Origin of the sequence: Stenotrophomonas sp. WED208 (assembly GCF_040984485.1) — a bacterium.
In the GTDB taxonomy this organism is placed as follows: domain Bacteria; phylum Pseudomonadota; class Gammaproteobacteria; order Xanthomonadales; family Xanthomonadaceae; genus Stenotrophomonas; species Stenotrophomonas riyadhensis.
The window spans coordinates 2,072,594-2,087,780 of record NZ_JAZARB010000001.1; the positions used below are offsets into that span (position 1 = coordinate 2,072,594).

At 67.3% G+C, this 15,187-nt stretch carries 18 protein-coding genes; 10 read left to right on the forward strand and 8 right to left on the reverse strand.

Annotated elements, in window-relative coordinates:
- Positions 1 to 81 precede the first annotated feature (81 nt).
- The 3 genes from VPH47_RS09195 to gspH are packed head-to-tail and all read right to left on the reverse strand — an operon-like array spanning position 82 to position 1,498.
- Positions 82 to 696: a prepilin-type N-terminal cleavage/methylation domain-containing protein gene (locus VPH47_RS09195; RefSeq protein ID WP_368850581.1), complete on the reverse strand. Its 615-nt coding sequence runs from the start codon at positions 694 to 696 to the stop codon at positions 82 to 84.
- Positions 693 to 1,055, reverse strand: a complete 363-nt coding sequence (gspI, locus tag VPH47_RS09200) for a type II secretion system minor pseudopilin GspI (protein WP_368850582.1) — start codon at positions 1,053 to 1,055, stop codon at positions 693 to 695. The genes VPH47_RS09195 and gspI overlap by 4 nt, the downstream gene beginning before the upstream one ends.
- Entirely contained in the window at positions 1,052 to 1,498 is a 447-nt protein-coding gene (gspH, locus tag VPH47_RS09205) for a type II secretion system minor pseudopilin GspH (RefSeq protein WP_049462512.1), read from the reverse strand. The genes gspI and gspH overlap by 4 nt, the downstream gene beginning before the upstream one ends.
- A gap of 104 nt (positions 1,499 to 1,602) precedes the next feature.
- Between gspH and VPH47_RS09210 the strand changes: the two genes are divergently transcribed.
- Positions 1,603 to 2,067, forward strand: coding sequence for a general secretion pathway protein (locus VPH47_RS09210; protein WP_180862749.1), 465 nt, complete (start codon positions 1,603 to 1,605; stop codon positions 2,065 to 2,067).
- 100 nt (positions 2,068 to 2,167) lie between these two features.
- Here VPH47_RS09210 and VPH47_RS09215 read toward each other — a convergent pair whose 3' ends face one another.
- Complete coding sequence (locus tag VPH47_RS09215; protein ID WP_049399766.1) at positions 2,168 to 2,503, reverse strand: hypothetical protein; 336 nt, start codon at positions 2,501 to 2,503, stop codon at positions 2,168 to 2,170.
- A 201-nt stretch (positions 2,504 to 2,704) separates the two neighbouring features.
- Here VPH47_RS09215 and VPH47_RS09220 point away from each other — a divergent pair, with 201 nt between their 5' ends.
- The 6 genes from VPH47_RS09220 to VPH47_RS09245 all read left to right on the forward strand — a co-directional run bounded on the left by VPH47_RS09220 (position 2,705) and on the right by VPH47_RS09245 (position 9,488).
- Complete coding sequence (locus tag VPH47_RS09220; RefSeq protein ID WP_110712512.1) at positions 2,705 to 4,321, forward strand: ShlB/FhaC/HecB family hemolysin secretion/activation protein; 1,617 nt, start codon at positions 2,705 to 2,707, stop codon at positions 4,319 to 4,321.
- Between the two features lie 38 nt (positions 4,322 to 4,359).
- Complete coding sequence (locus VPH47_RS09225) at positions 4,360 to 6,144, forward strand: DUF2341 domain-containing protein (protein ID WP_368850583.1); 1,785 nt, start codon at positions 4,360 to 4,362, stop codon at positions 6,142 to 6,144.
- Between the two features lie 10 nt (positions 6,145 to 6,154).
- Positions 6,155 to 6,568 (forward strand): biopolymer transporter ExbD, encoded by a 414-nt coding sequence (locus tag VPH47_RS09230; RefSeq protein WP_005409874.1) that lies wholly within the window; start codon positions 6,155 to 6,157, stop codon positions 6,566 to 6,568.
- 39 nt (positions 6,569 to 6,607) lie between these two features.
- On the forward strand, positions 6,608 to 7,273 hold the full coding sequence (locus tag VPH47_RS09235; RefSeq protein WP_049399763.1) for a cell envelope integrity protein TolA: 666 nt from the start codon (positions 6,608 to 6,610) through the stop codon (positions 7,271 to 7,273).
- 41 nt (positions 7,274 to 7,314) lie between these two features.
- Entirely contained in the window at positions 7,315 to 9,060 is a 1,746-nt protein-coding gene (locus VPH47_RS09240) for a putative porin (RefSeq protein ID WP_368850584.1), read from the forward strand.
- A 98-nt stretch (positions 9,061 to 9,158) separates the two neighbouring features.
- Positions 9,159 to 9,488, forward strand: a complete 330-nt coding sequence (locus VPH47_RS09245; RefSeq protein ID WP_005409871.1) for a hypothetical protein — start codon at positions 9,159 to 9,161, stop codon at positions 9,486 to 9,488.
- A gap of 28 nt (positions 9,489 to 9,516) precedes the next feature.
- On the opposite strand, the gene VPH47_RS09250 is transcribed toward VPH47_RS09245, so the two are convergent.
- The 4 genes from VPH47_RS09250 to VPH47_RS09265 all read right to left on the reverse strand — a co-directional run bounded on the left by VPH47_RS09250 (position 9,517) and on the right by VPH47_RS09265 (position 12,315).
- Positions 9,517 to 9,915 (reverse strand): OsmC family protein, encoded by a 399-nt coding sequence (locus VPH47_RS09250; protein ID WP_368850585.1) that lies wholly within the window; start codon positions 9,913 to 9,915, stop codon positions 9,517 to 9,519.
- Positions 9,916 to 9,999: 84 nt separating this feature from the next.
- Complete coding sequence (locus VPH47_RS09255; protein WP_368850586.1) at positions 10,000 to 10,641, reverse strand: hydrolase; 642 nt, start codon at positions 10,639 to 10,641, stop codon at positions 10,000 to 10,002.
- A 55-nt stretch (positions 10,642 to 10,696) separates the two neighbouring features.
- Positions 10,697 to 11,377: a hydrolase gene (locus VPH47_RS09260; protein WP_368850587.1), complete on the reverse strand. Its 681-nt coding sequence runs from the start codon at positions 11,375 to 11,377 to the stop codon at positions 10,697 to 10,699.
- 71 nt (positions 11,378 to 11,448) lie between these two features.
- Positions 11,449 to 12,315 (reverse strand): pirin family protein, encoded by an 867-nt coding sequence (locus tag VPH47_RS09265; protein WP_368850588.1) that lies wholly within the window; start codon positions 12,313 to 12,315, stop codon positions 11,449 to 11,451.
- Positions 12,316 to 12,466: 151 nt separating this feature from the next.
- Between VPH47_RS09265 and VPH47_RS09270 the strand changes: the two genes are divergently transcribed.
- From VPH47_RS09270 to VPH47_RS09280, 3 genes are all read left to right on the forward strand, one after another.
- Positions 12,467 to 13,393: a LysR family transcriptional regulator gene (locus tag VPH47_RS09270; RefSeq protein WP_368850589.1), complete on the forward strand. Its 927-nt coding sequence runs from the start codon at positions 12,467 to 12,469 to the stop codon at positions 13,391 to 13,393.
- A 185-nt stretch (positions 13,394 to 13,578) separates the two neighbouring features.
- The gene (locus tag VPH47_RS09275; RefSeq protein ID WP_153855480.1) at positions 13,579 to 14,082 is read left to right on the forward strand and encodes an RNA polymerase sigma factor; all 504 of its coding nucleotides are present in this window, start codon (positions 13,579 to 13,581) and stop codon (positions 14,080 to 14,082) included.
- Positions 14,083 to 14,164: 82 nt separating this feature from the next.
- The gene (locus tag VPH47_RS09280; RefSeq protein ID WP_368850590.1) at positions 14,165 to 15,121 is read left to right on the forward strand and encodes a FecR domain-containing protein; all 957 of its coding nucleotides are present in this window, start codon (positions 14,165 to 14,167) and stop codon (positions 15,119 to 15,121) included.
- Positions 15,122 to 15,187 lie beyond the last annotated feature (66 nt).

The window sequence follows — 15,187 nt, forward strand, 5'->3', positions numbered from 1 at the left end:
CCCACCAGAGCAGGCCGCGCAGCAGGAACAGGCTCGGCAGTAGATCCACGCCATAGGTGGATGCATTGCCACGAACCAATCCTAAAGCTCCAGCACCCGCCGGTAACTCAACGGCCCACGCCCATCGCGCAGGCCCAACCGCAGTTCAAGTCCGGTGGCCGGCAATACATCGCCCTCGCTCGGCAACACGGCCCATCCCGTTCCAGGCTGCCACGCCCGCACCTCGAACCGCTGCACATCGCGCGCCACCGCAAGGCCCTTCGACGGATCCGGTGCGGGCAGGGGATACCGGTCTGTAGCCGCGCCACTGGCCCGCCACAGCGTGCTGCCCTGCCGCCACCAGCGCACCCGCTGCCAGTGCCGCCCATCACTGCCGACACTGCGGGTGATTTCCAGCGCGAAGCTGCCATCCGGGTGCCGCTCGCTTACCAGCGACGGGGGCAGCAATCGCTGCGGACGATCTGCCGGGCGCACTGCGCCATTCATCAGCGCATCGTCGGCACGCATTTCAATATCGCGCTGGAACTGCTGCAGCACGCGCAGCGCCGTCGTGGTCTCGGCATCGGCCTGGCGCAGGCGCTGGTCGCTGTTGGCCACGCTGTCCAGCGCACGCCAGCAGATCAGCGCCAGCACGCCCATGATGGTGATCGCGATCATCACCTCGATCAGGGTGAAGCCGCGTACGGCGCGCCTCATTGCGTCGCAGTCCACGGCAGCTGCATCCGGGCCAGCGACTGTCGCGGTGCATCTTCGGCCACCACGGTCAATTCCAGTTGCGGCTGCCCGTCGCTGCCGGTGCCCAGATGCTGCAGGACCAGGAAGCTGCCGCGTCCCTGCACACAGCGCTGCCGGGCATCCTGCGGCGGCTGCCCGGCGAGGCGCAGCTCCTGCCAGCGGTCCTGCGCACACAACAGCGCCAGGCGACGGTCGCGCAGCCGTGACTGATCGTCGGTCGCCACTGCCACCGAGCGCATCACCGCAGCCAGTGCAATCGATACGATCGCCAGCGCGATCAACACCTCGATCAGGGTGAATCCGCGCGCCGTCTGCTTCACTGCACGACCTGCAATTGTCCGCTGCCATCATCACGAAGACGCAGTGCGCGGCCGTCCAGCGACAGTCCAAGCTCCCAGGCGGTACCGATCCACTCCGGGCTCAGCTCGATGGCGTTGGTGGGCTGCACCGCGATGCCTGCAGCCTGCCACTTCTGTGGACGCAGCAGATCATCGCGTTCAACGGTGACCCAGCGGCTGCCTTCGAGGCGGCTGAAACGATAGCCGGCGGCGTCGGCCTGCCAGCGCAGGGGGCGGCCATCGATGCGGGCCTCGTCGCGCGCCACCTGCAGGCGCTGCGCCAGTCGTTCGCCTTCCTGCCGCAGCTGGCGCGCGGGGTCGAGCAGACTGCCCAGGCCCAGGCCGATGCCTGCCGTGCAGATGCCGATGATCACCAGCACCACCATCAGTTCCAGCAGGGTGAAACCACGCGGGATGCGTCGCATCGACATTGCCTCCTGTCCCTTGCCGATGCGTGCCAGCGTAGGCCCGCATGATGAAACAAAAGCGTCAGCCGCACCTGCTAGCGTAGGCGGACACGAACGTGGCGATGATGTGGAACATGGACGGCAGGCGCTGGGATCGGAATCGGATGTTGACCCTGCTGGCGGCGACGCTGCTGCTGGCCGTGGTGGCCTATTGGAGCGTCACCCTGTCTGCGGTGGCGCCAGCGGCGGCGGCGAGCGAAGCGCATGCCGAGGCGCCGGTACGGCCGATGTTCGATGCAGTGGCCAGCCTGCCACTGGTGCGGTTGCTGTCTCCCGGTGCGGTGCAGACCGAGGTGGTCGTGCTGGGCGTGATGGCGGGTGACCATGCGCCATTGGCCCTGCTCTCGGTAGATGGACGCCCAGCGGAAGCGTATGCGCCCGGCCAACGACTCGGACCCTGCACGGTACTGGCCAGCATCAGCGCCAGCGCTGTGGAACTGAATCAGGCCGGGCAATCGCGCAGCCTGCCGGTGCCCGCGCTGCCACCGGTGCCAAGCGATGGCATCGTGCCCGCCGGCTCCCTGTAGAGCCGAGCCCACGCTCGGCTGCGTCTGGAAGAACAGTCGAGCATGGCTCGACTCTACAAAATCCTGCCGAGCGCGGGCCCGGCTCTACAGCTGCGCAGGCTCAACGCGCCGGACGCTGCGGTTCCACCGAACGACCAAAGGCATCGCCCATGCGCTGTCGTGTGCCTTCCAGGTTGTACTGCATCAGCTGGTTGCCCGGCTGCCGCATCAGGCGTTCGGCTTCAGGCAGCGCCGGTGACTTCGCCGATTTCGGCGCCGGGGCCAGTTTGCGTTGCAGGCACTCCCAGGCGGGGATGCGCTCGCCGTTGACCTGTACTTCGATGCAGGGTGCGGCATCGTCCTGCTTCTTCGCCTCTCCGGCCCAGGCCGATGGCAACGCCAGCAACAAGGCAAGGGCGAGGGCAGGGCGAAGGCCCGCCTTCAACGACTCACTCATCTTGAATCTCCTGCGAAAACCGACGCTCAGCAATGAAGACGTATGGCGAAGACAGTGTCCGCCTGCAACTGTTCCGGCGCTGTCAAAAGATGACAGCACTGTCACAAAACTGTTGGCGGTTTTGACGCGACGTACACGTCCTGTTGATAGACCCACGCGCCGCTCCCTGGCCACTCCCTTCGATACGACGCGATGCCTTCGATGACTCCTGTTCCGTGCCGAGCCGTCCGCCTTCCGCTGCGCCTGCATCCGCTGGTGCTGGCTCTGGCCGCGATGCCGCTGCCATTGTTCGCGCAGGACGCGGCGCCTGCGCCCAGCGTGAACATCAATGAATACATCGTGCGCGGCAACACCGTGCTCGATCCGCGCCAGATCGAACGTGCGGTGGAGCCGTTCCTCGGCCCGGGCAAGACCCTGGCCGATGTCGAGAAGGCGCGCGATGCCGTCAATGCGCTGTACCAGCAGGCAGGCTACCAGTCGGTCTACGTCGAGCTGCCCGAGCAGCAGGTCAGTGGTGGCGTGGTGCTGCTGAAGGTGCAGCAGACGCCGATCGGGCAGCTGCGGGTCGTAGGCACGAAGCACGAATCGCCCGAACGCATCCGCGAACGCGTGCCGGCACTTGCCGAGGGCAAGGTGCCGGACTTCGACCAGGCGCAGAAGGAACTGACCGCGCTGAATGAAGGCGGACGTCGCCAGGTGATGCCGCTGGTGCGAGAGGGCCAGGTGCCGGGCACGATGGATGTGGACCTGCAGGTCGAGGAGAAGTCGCCGTGGCGTGCCAGCGCGGCGCTCAACAACGACCACAGCGCCGATACCGAGAAGCTGCGCCTGAGTGCATCGCTGGCCTACGACAACCTGTGGAAGCGCGGCCATAGCGCCAACATCGGCGTGTACCTGGCGCCGGAAGATACCAAGCAGGCCAAGGTCTTCTCGGCCTCGTACATGATGCCGTTCGAGGGCACGCCGTGGAGCCTGGAAGCGTCCGGCTACAAGTCCGACAGCCGCGTGCTGAACGCGGGCGGACAGGTCGGTACCGGCACCGGAACCAATGTGATCGGCAACGGCCATTCGATCGGTCTCAAGCTCAACTATCGACTGGCCGGCAGCAGCCAGTGGTGGCGCCAGCTCAGCCTCGGCGTGGACTTCAAGGACACCGAGGAAGACACGCAGATGGGCAAGGAAAGCCTGAAGACGCCGCTGAAGTACGCGCCGATCACCCTGGCGTTTGTCGGTGTGCGCCAGGGCGAGCAGGATCAGTTGAGCATCAACACCCAGCTGGTGGCCGGCACCCGCCGCCTGTTCGGCTATGGCAGCGATGCCATCGGATTCGGGCAGAAGCGCTACTGGGCGGACCCCAGTTTCATCGCGTTCAAGGCCGATGTGGCCAACACCCACACCTTCGGCAACGACTGGCAGTGGTACGCGCGCGGCTCGCTGCAGGTGACCGACGCACCGCTGGTGTCGGCCGAGCAGTTCGCCGCCGGTGGCATGTACACCGTGCGCGGCTATCTGTCGGCCGAGGCGATCGGCGACTACGGCGGCCTGGCCAGCCTGGAATGGCGTACCCCGGCGTGGTCGCTGTGGAGCGGCACGGATCTGCGCGTCTACAGCTTTGCCGACGCCGCCTACCTGCGCCTGCGCCAGCCGCTGCCCGAACAGCGTGACAAGTACAACCTGGCCTCGGTCGGCCTGGGCGCGCAGCTGCGCCTGGGTGAGCACCTGCAGCTGCGCCTGGACTACGCCTGGCCCTATGCCGATGGCCCGGTCACGCGCAAGGACGACCCGCGCCTGCATTTCAACATCAGCACCAGTTACTGACCCATCCCTTGAACATGCGTTCTCCGGAGACCCCTCGCATGGACCGTTTGCTTTCCCGAGTGTTGCTGCTGCTGGCCGCGCTGGTTGCGTTGCCTGCTGCTGCGGCCGATGCCAATTGGTGGCAGGCCGAATGGAAGTACCGCAAGCCGATCACCGTCGACGCCGGCCCGCAGGGCGCGGGCCTGGCCGGTGACCCGGGCCGCACGCCGCTGCTGCTGCGCCTGCATACCGGCAACTTCGGTTTCGACGGTACCCAGGACGCGGGCAACGACCTGCGCTTCGTGTTGGGCGATGGCCGCACCGTGCTGGCCCATCAGATCGAACAGTTCGATCCCAAGCTGGGCCTGGCCCTGGTCTGGGTGGACGTGCCGGCAGTCAGCGCCGCCGCGCCGCAGACGATCTGGATGTACTACGGCAATGAGAAGGCACCGGCCAGCGGCAACGGCCAGCAGGTGTTCGACCCGGACTACACGCTGGTCTACCACTTTGCCGAGGCCAATGCGCCGGCGCGCGACACCACCGCTTACGGCAACAACGCCGGCGCCGTCGTGCCGCCGTCCGAGGGCGCGGTGATCGGTCGTGGCGTGCAGCTGGGTGCGGGCCCGCTGCCACTGCCCGCCAGCGCGTCGCTGGCCCAGGAAGCGGGTGCGCCGCTGACCGTCTCGGCCTGGATCAAGCCGGGCAGCAACAATGCCGCGCAGGCGATCTACGCCCGTCGTGATGGCGCGTCCGAGCTGGTGCTGGGTATCGAGAACCGGGTGCCGTTCGTGCAGCTCAACGGCCAGCGCAGCACGCCTGCACAGCCGATTCCGGAAGGGCAGTGGGCGCACGTGGCGCTGACGGCGGAGAAGGGCGCGTTGCAGCTGTACCTCAACGGCCGTGTGGTGGCCCAGCTGAGCGGCGAGCTGCCGGCGCTGGGCACCGCGCCGGTGGTCGGCGCCGATGCCCCGGGTGCGGCGCAGCCGCTGGCCAACTTCGAAGGAGCGCTGGATGAGCTGCGCGTCTCGCGGGTGGCACGCCCGGCGGCGCTGCTGCTGGCCGACGCCACCGCGCAGGGCGCCGATTCACGCCTGATCAGCTACGGTGCCGACGAGCAGTCGGCTGGCCAGAGCCACTTCGCCTTCATCCTCAAGGCGATGCCGTTCGATGCCTGGGTGGTGGTCGCCATCCTTGGCCTGATGATGCTGCTGTCGTGGGCGATCATGATCGCCAAGAGCCGCCACTTCGGCCGTACCAGCAAGGCCAATGCGGTGTTCACCGAGAGTTTCGGCAAGCTGTCCGGCGTGCCGCTGCGCACCCTGTCGGACATGGATCGCCAGGGCAAGGCACCGACTGCGATGCACGATGGCTCGTTGTGGCGCATCTACCAGGTGGCCATCGATGAAATGCAGCAGCGCCACCAGCGCGACGGCAACAGTGGCTACCTGAGTGGCGCCACCATCGCCGCGATCCGTGCCTCGATGGATGCGGTGATGGTGCGCGAGCAGGAGGCGATGGCGCGGCGCATGAACTGGCTGTCGACCACCATCGAAGGTGCGCCCTACGTGGGCCTGTTCGGCACCGTGATCGGCATCATGCTGGTGTTCGTGGTGGCGGCGATGGCCGGCGCAGTGGACATCAACTCGGTGGCGCCCGGCATGGCCGCGGCGCTGCTGTGTACCGCTGCCGGCCTCGGCGTCGCCATCCCGGCACTGTTCGGCTACAACTACCTGGGTGCGCGTGCCGAAGCGATCGGCGCGGACATGGCGGTGTTCATCGACGAGTTCGCCGCGCGCTTGGCCGAAGAGCAGGACGGGCGCGGCCCGGCCGCGGTCCAGGGCTGAGGGGCGCGCCATGGGCCAGAAGGCGAAGTTCGGCATCAAGAAGCGCGAGAAGGGCATCAACGTAACGCCCTTCGTCGACGTGCTGCTGGTGGTGCTGGTGATCTTCATCCTGACCAGCAACGCCTCCATCCCCGGTATCGAGGTCAATCTGCCGAAGGCCAGCAACAGCGTGGCCCTGGAAAAGCCGAAGACCAAGGCGATCACCATCGACCCCAGTGGCCAGGTGTTCCTGGATGCCTACCCGGTGACGATGGCCGAGCTGGAAGACCGGCTGCGTACCGAACGCGCGACCACGCCGGATTTCCCGGTGATCGTGCGCGGTGATGCGCAGGTGCAGTACGCCCGCGTGGTCGAGGTGCTGGACCTGCTGCGGCGCCTGGAGCTGGCCCAGGTCGGCCTGGTCACCGGCAAGGCGCAGGGTTGAGGCATGACGGCCCATCAACCCCCTCGACCGGAGCCCGGCATGCGCGGTCGCCAGTTGCTGGTGACCGTGGCACTGGTGCTGGCCGCGTTGCTGGTGCTCGGCATCGCGGTGTGGTGGCTGTTGTTCAAGGACACCGCCAGCACCCGTCGGCCGGTGGTGCAGCCGCCGATGCTGGCGCTGCCACCCCCTCCGCCGCCGCCCCCGCCGCCCCCGGAAAAACCACCGGAGCCGGAGACACCGCCGGAAGAGACGATGCCCGAACCGGAGCCGCTGGATCAGCCGACGCCGGCCGAAGAGCCGACGCCGACGCCGGATAACAGCGATCCGGTGACGATGAATGCCGACGCGCAGGCCGGTGGTGACAACTTCGGTATCCAGTCCGGCAGTGGTGGCGGTTCGTCCGGCGTTGGCCGTGGTGGCGCCGGCAACGCTACCTACGGCCGCTACCTGGGCTACCTGATGCAGCAGGCGATCTCGCGCGACGACAAGGTCAAGCGCCTGGCGTTCCAGCTGCAGGTGAATGTGTGGCTGGCCAACGACGGCCGCTTGGAAAAGGTCGAACTGGTACGCGGCAGTGGCAACGAGGAGGCCGACGCGGCCGTGCTCGATGCCCTGCGTCGCATCGGCAAGGTTGACCAGGCACCGCCGCCGTCACTCGATTTCCCCGCCCGCGTCCTGATCCAGGGCCGCCGGCCCGGGGCCTGACTCCGACTTCCATGATTTCCCTTCTTTCGATGAGAACCGTGATGAACGACCACGTCCGCGCACGAACCGACTCCCGCCGCCCGCGGCCGGCCCGACGGGCGCTGCTGTGCTGCGCCGTGCTGCTCAGCCTGGCCGCCCCGGCCGGTGCGATGGCGGCCGAAACCACCATGGTCAAGCTGATCAAGGGCCTGATCGCCAGCGGTGCATTGAAACCCGAAGACGGCCAGGCACTGCTGGTACAGGCCGAAGCCGAAGCGGCGGCCGCACAGCGCACTGCAACCACGGGCAGCACCGCGGCGAGCGGTGGCGTGGCCCTGGAGGCCGGTGACGTGCGCGTGCCGTACGTACCGCAGAGCGTGCGCGATGGTATCCGTGACGAAGTGCGCCAGGACGTGATGGCGCAGGCGAAGTCGGAAGGCTGGGCGGCACCCAACGAAGTGGCCGAGTGGACCAAGCGCATCAAGGTCACCGGTGACATGCGTGTGCGCAGCGAGTCGCGCTTCTACTCCGAGCGCAACAGCGACATCGTGAGCAACTGGTCGTCGATCAACTCCGGCAACGGCTTCGACACCAACACCAATACCAACCTGCAGTTGCCGCCGCTGCTGAACACCCGCCAGGACCGCCGTAACCTGTGGCGCATCCGTGCCCGCCTGGGCATCGAGGCCACCATTGGCCAGCACACCACGGCGGGCGTGCGCCTGGCCAGCGGCAGCAGCAATGGCCCGGTGTCGACCACCGAGCAGCTGGGGGGCGGCTTGAGCAAGAAGGACGTGTGGCTGGACCAGGCCTGGCTGGCCTACAGCCCGGCGGACTGGGTGACGGTGCGTGGCGGCCGCTTCGGCAATCCGTTCTGGACCAGCGACACGCTGTTCTCCAGCGATCTCAACTTCGATGGCCTGGCCGCGAACCTGAAGTATGACTTCGATGGTGGCGACCTCGACCTGTTCGGCAACCTCGCGGTGGTGCCGCTGGAGTACACCTCCGACAGCTCGCCGAGCCAGAGCAAGGTCAAGACTCCGAACGAGAACAAGTGGCTGTCCGGTGCCCAGGTAGGCGTGAACTGGCGCTTCAACGATGACAACGCGCTGCGTGCCGCGCTGGGCTACTACGACTTCAAGAACATCAGCGGCCGCCTGTCCTCAACGTGCTCGCTGTATTCGGGCGCGGTAGGCTGCGACACCGACTGGTCGCGCCCGGCGTTCATGCAGAAGGGCAACACCCTGATGCTGATCCGCAACATCGCGCGCAATCCGGTGGATCCGGCCGGTACGCCGACCCCGCAGTATGTCGGCCTGGCCTCGGCCTTCCGCCTGGCCACGCTGAACCTGCGCTGGGACACGCAGCTGGCGCAGGGCATCGGTCTGCGCCTGGATGGCGACTACATCCGCAACCTGGCCTACGACAAGCAGGCCATGTTCAGTCGTGCCCAGAACGGCATCGTCAACAACTACGGCGCCGGCGATACTGTCGGCATCGATACCTTCCGCAGTGGCGACACCGCATGGATGGTGCAGGCCACCTTCGGTGCCACCGAGCTGAAGGAGAAGGGCCAGTGGCAGGCGCTGCTGGGCTACAAGCACATCGAGGCCGACGCACTGCCCGATGCCTACAACGATCCGAACTTCCACCTGGGCGGCACCAACGCCCGCGGCTACTACGTGGGCGGCGCCTACGCGCTGGATGCACGCAGCTGGATCAGCGGCAAGTGGATGGCGGCCAAGGAAGTGTCCGGCGCGCCGCTGTCGATCGACGTGTTCCAGCTGGAGTTCAACACCGGGTTCTGAGTGGCGGGCGTGATGCGGATCACGTAGTGCGTGGCGGGGGCGCAGCGATGCGCCCGTCTAAGGAAAGGAGACCACGCGTTGTTCAAAAGGAGGAGTGGATGAGCCGTCGCAAGCTGTTCGAGAGTCCCGAACCGTCCAGCCAGATGCTGGGTGTTGGACCGGCCTATGTTTCAGTGGAGGGCCTGCGCCAGCACCTGGCCGAGTTCCTGCTGTATGCGGGCCGGCCGGTGGTGATCATGCGCGGGCGCAGCGAAGTGGGCTATTTCCTGCCGGCGCGCTGCTGGCGCCAGCGTGACGATGATCCGCTGGCGGCGGCTGCCGCCGACCAGCTGCTGGATGCGGCCGGCTTCCAGGCCGAGGACATCCAGCAGGTGGAGCAGGAATTCAACGCCATGCGCCAGCGTACCGTGCTGCATTCACGGCGCTGAAGCAGATCCACGCCACGCGTGGATGGGGTTACGCTGCGCCCCCGCGCTCACTGGTGATGCGCGCACCTTCGCGCATCACCAGCGTCACCGGGGTCTTCTCCACCACCTCCAGCAATCGCTGCCACTGCGCATCGCTCAGCTCGGCGCTGGCATGCAGCACGCGGTGCACGTGGAAGCGTCCATCCTCGTCGCGTTCCGAACGCAGCTCGGCATGGAACTCGCCCAGCCCCCAGCCCTTGCGCTGCGCATACATGCGCAGGGTAATGGCGGTGCACGCCGCCAGCGAGGCCAGGTACAGATCGAACGGCGCGAAGCCCTTGCCCTGGCCGCCCAGTGAGGCGGGTTCGTCCGCATCCACATCAAAGCTGCCATTGCTGATGTGGTGCAGGTAGTTGTCGCCGGTCGAAACAATGCGCGCGTAGGCCATCACATTCTCCATCTGTCTGTAGCGTCGAGCCATGCTCGACTGCTCCCAAAGGCGGCGCCAGCCAGAACCGGCGCCGCAACCCAATCACTCGGTACGATCGTACGAGAACTGGATGCCCGCCGTACCACCGGTTTCAATGAAGAGGTTCATGAAGGCCGGTACCGTTTCCGAACGGGCCCAGTCGCGCTGCAGCTCGCAGAACAGCTGCGGCACGCTGATCAGCTGGCCACCGGCCTGTTCGATGCGGCGCAACGCGGCATCATGCGCTGCCAGTGACGTGCCGCCAACGGCATCGACCACCACATACACCTCATAGCCCTCCTTCAACGCATCCAGGGCCGGGAAAGTCAGGCAGGCCTCGGTCCACAGCGCAGTCATGATCAGCTTGCGACGGCCGGTCGCCTCCACCGCCTTGCGGAACTCGACGTCCTCCCAGGAATTGATGGTGGTGCGGTCGTAGGTGGAGTAGTCGCCCAGCACCTTGCGCAGCTGCGGAATCGGCGGCTTGTTCAGGCCGGTCTTGACGTTGACCGTCGAATGCACGATCGGCAGACCGTAAGCCACAGCGGCCTTGGCGGTGCCGACGATGTTGTTGACCAGCAGCTGGCGGTCCATCGAGGCGATGGAGTTCACCTGCACCGGCTGGTAGTCGATGATGATGAAGGCGGAATTCTGCGGGGTCAGCAGGTGGTCGCTGGCCGGATCGCGGATCGGTTCACTGGACATGATGGGTCTCCGGTTGGGAGGAGTGCCGGCAGCGGGCCGGCACCCCAGGGGCAGCTCAGCTGCGCTGCGAATCCAGCTGCTCGTGGTTCTTCTGCACGTCCTGCGCCTTCAGGTAGCTCTCGATCAACAGCTGGTAGTTCGGGAAGATCTTCGTGTAGACCTCGGCCCATTGCTGGGCATCGTCGCGGTTCCAGCTGCGCTGGATCTCGGAGGCCGCCGCGGCGGTGTCCATCGGCACCACGCCGGCCTGCACTACGCGGGCCAGGGTGATCTCTTCGGCCATCTTCGAATAGGTGCCCGAGGCGTCGATCACCGCGAACACCTGGTAGCCATCGGCCACGGCGGCGATCGACGGGAAGGCCATGCACACGCTGGTGATGGTGCCGGCAATGATCAGCTGCTTGCGGCCGGTGGCCTTCACCGCAGCAACGAATTCCGGGTTGTCCCAGGCGTTGATCTCACCCTTGCGCGCCACGTACTGGGCATGCGGGGCCGCGTCGTGGATCTCTGGGATCAGCGGGCCGTTCGGGCCCTGCGGAACGGAGGCGGTGGTGATCACCGGCATCTTTGCCAGCGTGGCCATCTTCGCCAGCGCGGTGGCGTGGGCGCGCACGCGGGTGAACGGCATGTCACCAATGGTCTGGAACAGGCCGCTCTGATGGTCGATCAGCAGCATCGCGGCGTTGTCCGGGTCGATCACCGGGCGCGCACCGTTGAAGTTGGCGGGGGTACTCATGGTCAGTCTCCTGGGGAAAGTGGGCGATTGCCCATTGGCGCGGCGGGTCATCGCCCGCCGCGCGGAAGCGCTCAGTGCGCGATCTGGCCGAAACGGCCGCTGTTGAAGTCGTTGACCGCCTGTGCGATCTCGGCCTGGCTGTTCATCACGAACGGGCCATAGCCCACCACAGGCTCGTCGATCGGCTCGCCGCTGAGCAGCAGCACAGTGGCGTCGCTGTCGGCGTCGACGAACACGTCCTCGCCGCTGCGATCGAAGGTGACCAGCTGCGCCTCGCCGACCGGCTGGCCGCCGTTGATCCGGACCGAGCCCTTCAACACCACCAGCGCCAGCGTGCGGCCATCGGCCACCGGCAGTTCGGCGTGGCGACCCTGCCGCAGGCGGATGTCCCAGACATCCATCGGCGTGTGGGTGCGGGCCGGGCCGGCATGGCCGTCGAAACGGCCGGCGATGACCCGCACGCGGCCGGCGCCCTCAGGCAGATCCACCGAGGGAATGTCGGCGTCGAGCAGGGTCTGGTAGCCCGGTGCGCCCATCTTGTCCCGCGCCGGCAGGTTGACCCACAGCTGGACCATGTCCAGCGTGCCGCCGCGCTTGCTGAATTCCGGCGTGTGGAATTCCTCGTGGAGGATGCCGGAGGCAGCGGTCATCCACTGCACGTCACCCGGGCCAATGGTGCCGCCGGCCCCGGTCGAATCGCGGTGGGCGACCTCACCCTCATAGACGATGGTGACCGTCTCGAAACCGCGATGCGGATGCTGGCCGACGCCGCGCGGCGTTTCGCTGGGCGCGAAGCTGTACGGGCCGGCATAGTCCAGCAGCAGGAACGGGCTCAGGTGCTGGCCGTGGGTGTTGTAGGAAAACATCGAGCGGGCGGGGAATCCGTCGCCCACCCAGTGCGGGCGGGGGGCGCTGTAGGTACCGGTGACACGCTTCATGGCGATCTCCTGGCCGGGGCTGCCGGCCGCTGTTCTTCGTTGCAGGAGACGATATCGCCGCGACAATTGGGCCGGTAGGCGCCAATATTTGCCGTCATAGTCCTATCTGGTGAACAATGGGTGCGCGCCTTGCGCCACAGGAGATCGCCCCGTGTTCATCGCTGATATCCGCCGTTGCGACCTCAACGACCTGTTCTACTTCGCCATGGTGGTCGAGCACGGCGGCTTCTCGCAGGCCGGCCGGGCGCTGGCCATGCCGAAGTCGAAACTGAGCCGGCGCATCGCGCTGCTGGAGGAACGGTTGGGCGTGCGCCTGATCCAGCGCTCGACGCGGCGTTTCTCGGTCACCGAGGTCGGCCAGGACTACTACCGCCACTGCAAGGCGATGCTGGTCGAGGCCGAAGCAGCCGAAGAAGCGATTGCGATGTCGCGCGCCGAGCCGCGCGGCACGATCCGCCTGGCGTGCCCGATCGCGATCCTGCACGCGCGCATTGGCCCGATGCTGGCCGACTTCCTGGCCCTGCACCCGCAGGTGACGGTGCAGCTGGACGCCACCAACCGCCGCGTGGATGTGGTGGGCGAGGGCGTGGACGTGGCGATCCGGGTACGGCCGCCGCCACTGGAGGACAGCGACCTTGTGGTATGCGTGCTGGCGCGCCGGGTGTGGTGCACCAGTGCCAGCCCGGCGCTGCTGCAGCGGCTGGGCACGCCGCAGGTGCCGGCCGACCTGGCGATGATGCCGACTGTCGATCTGGCCTCGCCCAGTCAGCAGCATGTGTGGGAATACAGTGGGCCTGGCGAGGTCCAGGCCAGCGTGCATCACCGCCCGCGCCTGGTCAGCGATGACATGATCGCGTTGCGCGCAGCCGCGGTGGCCGGGGTCGGGCTGTTGATGCTGCCGCGGATGATGATCACCGATGAGCTGGAGAGCGGGGCGCTGCTGCCGGTACTCCCCGAGTGGGTGCCGAAACACGGCATCGTGCATGCGGTGTTCCCGTCGCGGCGTGGGCTGCTGCCGGCGGTACGCGCGTTGATCGATTACCTCGCCGAGCGTTTCGAGGCGTTGGACGAACCGTAGGCTCCGCATCCACGCACGGCGTGGATCTACTGGATCCGCCGCCGCCTGGTAGATCCACGCCATGCGTGGATGATCCCGGTGCCGCGCGACCGGCCTTCGCTTGCCGCCTGCGGCCGTGCAGCCCACAATCCACGTCCGGACCGTCGCCATCACGCCCATCATTCCCCGGTCCGGCCTTGGCACCTATGTCTCCCAATGCCCTGGCGCTGGTCGAGCTGCTGATCCGCGAGCGCCGTGCGTTGTCTCGCTTCATCGCGCGCTATCTCGACCCGGCCAGTACCGAGGACACCCTGCAGAACCTGTACCTGAAGGCGAGCAGCGTGCCCGGTGATCCACCGATCCTTGAGCCGCGCGGTTATCTGTACCGGATGGCCTATCACCATGCGCTCAACCGCAGCCAGGCCGACGCCCGCGAGCGGCGCGCGATGGCCGAGTACGCCACCGACATGGCCGAGGCGGGCCACGACGGCGAGGCCCAGGCGCTGGACCAGGCACAACTGCGCGAGATCACCCAGACCATCCTCGCGCTGCCGGCGCAGGTCCGCGAGTGCTTCGTGCTCAACCGCTACCTGGGCCTGAGCGAACGCGAGATCGCCACACGGCTGGGTATTTCCAAGAGCCTGGTCGGCAAGCACGTGCTGCGCGCGGCGCTGTTGATCCAGCAGCATCAACAGGGAACGCGCCGATGACCGGCGTTTGCCGTGGGCAGATCGCGCCCGCCGTTGTCACAACAGGAAAGCGCACCCGTTCGCGGTGCGGCAGGCCACAACCATGACCACGTCCGAACCCTCGCCGCGTCAGGCCAGGCAGGCGTTGCGCTGGGTGATCCGGTGCAGTGCAGGCCCGCTGCCGGAACGCCAGCAACGAACCCTGCAGCGCTGGCTGCAGGCCGATCCGCGCCATGCGCTGGCCTGGCGCCAGCAGCAGGCCTTCTGGCAGGGGCTGGATGCCGCCGGGCCCGACGTGCTGGCGGCGCTGCCTGAACTGACCGCCGACCGCCAGGGATTGCGTCCGGTCGCACCGCGCCGTCGCCTGCCATGGCTGTTGGCCAGCGCCGCCGCCGTGGTTCTGATGGTCGCGGCCGCACCGCAGGCGCTGTTGCTGGCGCGCAGTGACCTGCGCAGCAGTGATGCGCCGCGCGTGGTGCAGCTGGACGACGGCAGCACCGCCGTACTTGACGCTGGCACCGCACTGGCGATTGAGTTCGACGGCCAGCAGCGCCACCTGCGCCTGCTGCGCGGCCAGGCCTGGTTCCAGGTGGCACACGAGGCGCGCCCGTTCCAGGTCGAGGCGGCGGGCGGCCTGGTCCATGACATCGGTACCGCCTTCAGTGTGTCGATGCTGGATACCACGGTCACCACCCAGGTCAGCGAGGGTGTGGTCGACGTGCGTCCGGGCGATGGCAGCGTACAGCGCCTGCATGCGGGGCAGTCACGCGTGTTCCGTGACGGTCGCTGGCTGCAGCCGGTGCAGCTGGAAGATCGCGAGACCATGGCGCCGTGGCGGCGTGGCGAGGTGGTGATCGACGATCAGCCGGCCGCGCAGGCCATCGCCGATCTGGCGCGCTACCGCCGTGCCCCGGTCTGGGTACTGGGCGGGCAGGGCGCAAGCGTACGGGTCAGTGGCCTGTTCCACCTGCAGCAACCGGAGACGGCCATTGATGCCGTGGCCGCGCAGGCTGGACTGCGCGTGCAGCGCTTGCCCGGCGGCGCGCTGGTGCTGTGGTGAGGCCCGCGCAGCACCCGGATGAACGGGTCGCATGAAAAAAACATGAAAAAACCGTGGGCACCTGCA

Excerpts from the sequence above, each read along its gene's own strand:
- VPH47_RS09240 (WP_368850584.1), top strand. The coding sequence starts at position 7,315 with ATGAACGACCACGTCCGCGCACGAACCGACTCCCGCCGCCCGCGGCCG.
- VPH47_RS09235 (WP_049399763.1), top strand. The coding sequence starts at position 6,608 with ATGCGCGGTCGCCAGTTGCTGGTGACCGTGGCACTGGTGCTGGCCGCG.
- VPH47_RS09230 (WP_005409874.1), top strand. The coding sequence starts at position 6,155 with ATGGGCCAGAAGGCGAAGTTCGGCATCAAGAAGCGCGAGAAGGGCATC.
- VPH47_RS09280 (WP_368850590.1), top strand. The coding sequence starts at position 14,165 with ATGACCACGTCCGAACCCTCGCCGCGTCAGGCCAGGCAGGCGTTGCGC.
- VPH47_RS09255 (WP_368850586.1), bottom strand. The coding sequence starts at position 10,641 with ATGTCCAGTGAACCGATCCGCGATCCGGCCAGCGACCACCTGCTGACC.
- VPH47_RS09195 (WP_368850581.1), bottom strand. The coding sequence starts at position 696 with ATGAGGCGCGCCGTACGCGGCTTCACCCTGATCGAGGTGATGATCGCG.
- VPH47_RS09275 (WP_153855480.1), top strand. The coding sequence starts at position 13,579 with ATGTCTCCCAATGCCCTGGCGCTGGTCGAGCTGCTGATCCGCGAGCGC.
- VPH47_RS09220 (WP_110712512.1), top strand. The coding sequence starts at position 2,705 with ATGACTCCTGTTCCGTGCCGAGCCGTCCGCCTTCCGCTGCGCCTGCAT.
- VPH47_RS09210 (WP_180862749.1), top strand. The coding sequence starts at position 1,603 with ATGATGTGGAACATGGACGGCAGGCGCTGGGATCGGAATCGGATGTTG.
- gspH (WP_049462512.1), bottom strand. The coding sequence starts at position 1,498 with ATGCGACGCATCCCGCGTGGTTTCACCCTGCTGGAACTGATGGTGGTG.
- VPH47_RS09265 (WP_368850588.1), bottom strand. The coding sequence starts at position 12,315 with ATGAAGCGTGTCACCGGTACCTACAGCGCCCCCCGCCCGCACTGGGTG.
- VPH47_RS09225 (WP_368850583.1), top strand. The coding sequence starts at position 4,360 with ATGGACCGTTTGCTTTCCCGAGTGTTGCTGCTGCTGGCCGCGCTGGTT.
- VPH47_RS09260 (WP_368850587.1), bottom strand. The coding sequence starts at position 11,377 with ATGAGTACCCCCGCCAACTTCAACGGTGCGCGCCCGGTGATCGACCCG.
- VPH47_RS09245 (WP_005409871.1), top strand. The coding sequence starts at position 9,159 with ATGAGCCGTCGCAAGCTGTTCGAGAGTCCCGAACCGTCCAGCCAGATG.
- VPH47_RS09250 (WP_368850585.1), bottom strand. The coding sequence starts at position 9,915 with ATGGCCTACGCGCGCATTGTTTCGACCGGCGACAACTACCTGCACCAC.
- VPH47_RS09215 (WP_049399766.1), bottom strand. The coding sequence starts at position 2,503 with ATGAGTGAGTCGTTGAAGGCGGGCCTTCGCCCTGCCCTCGCCCTTGCC.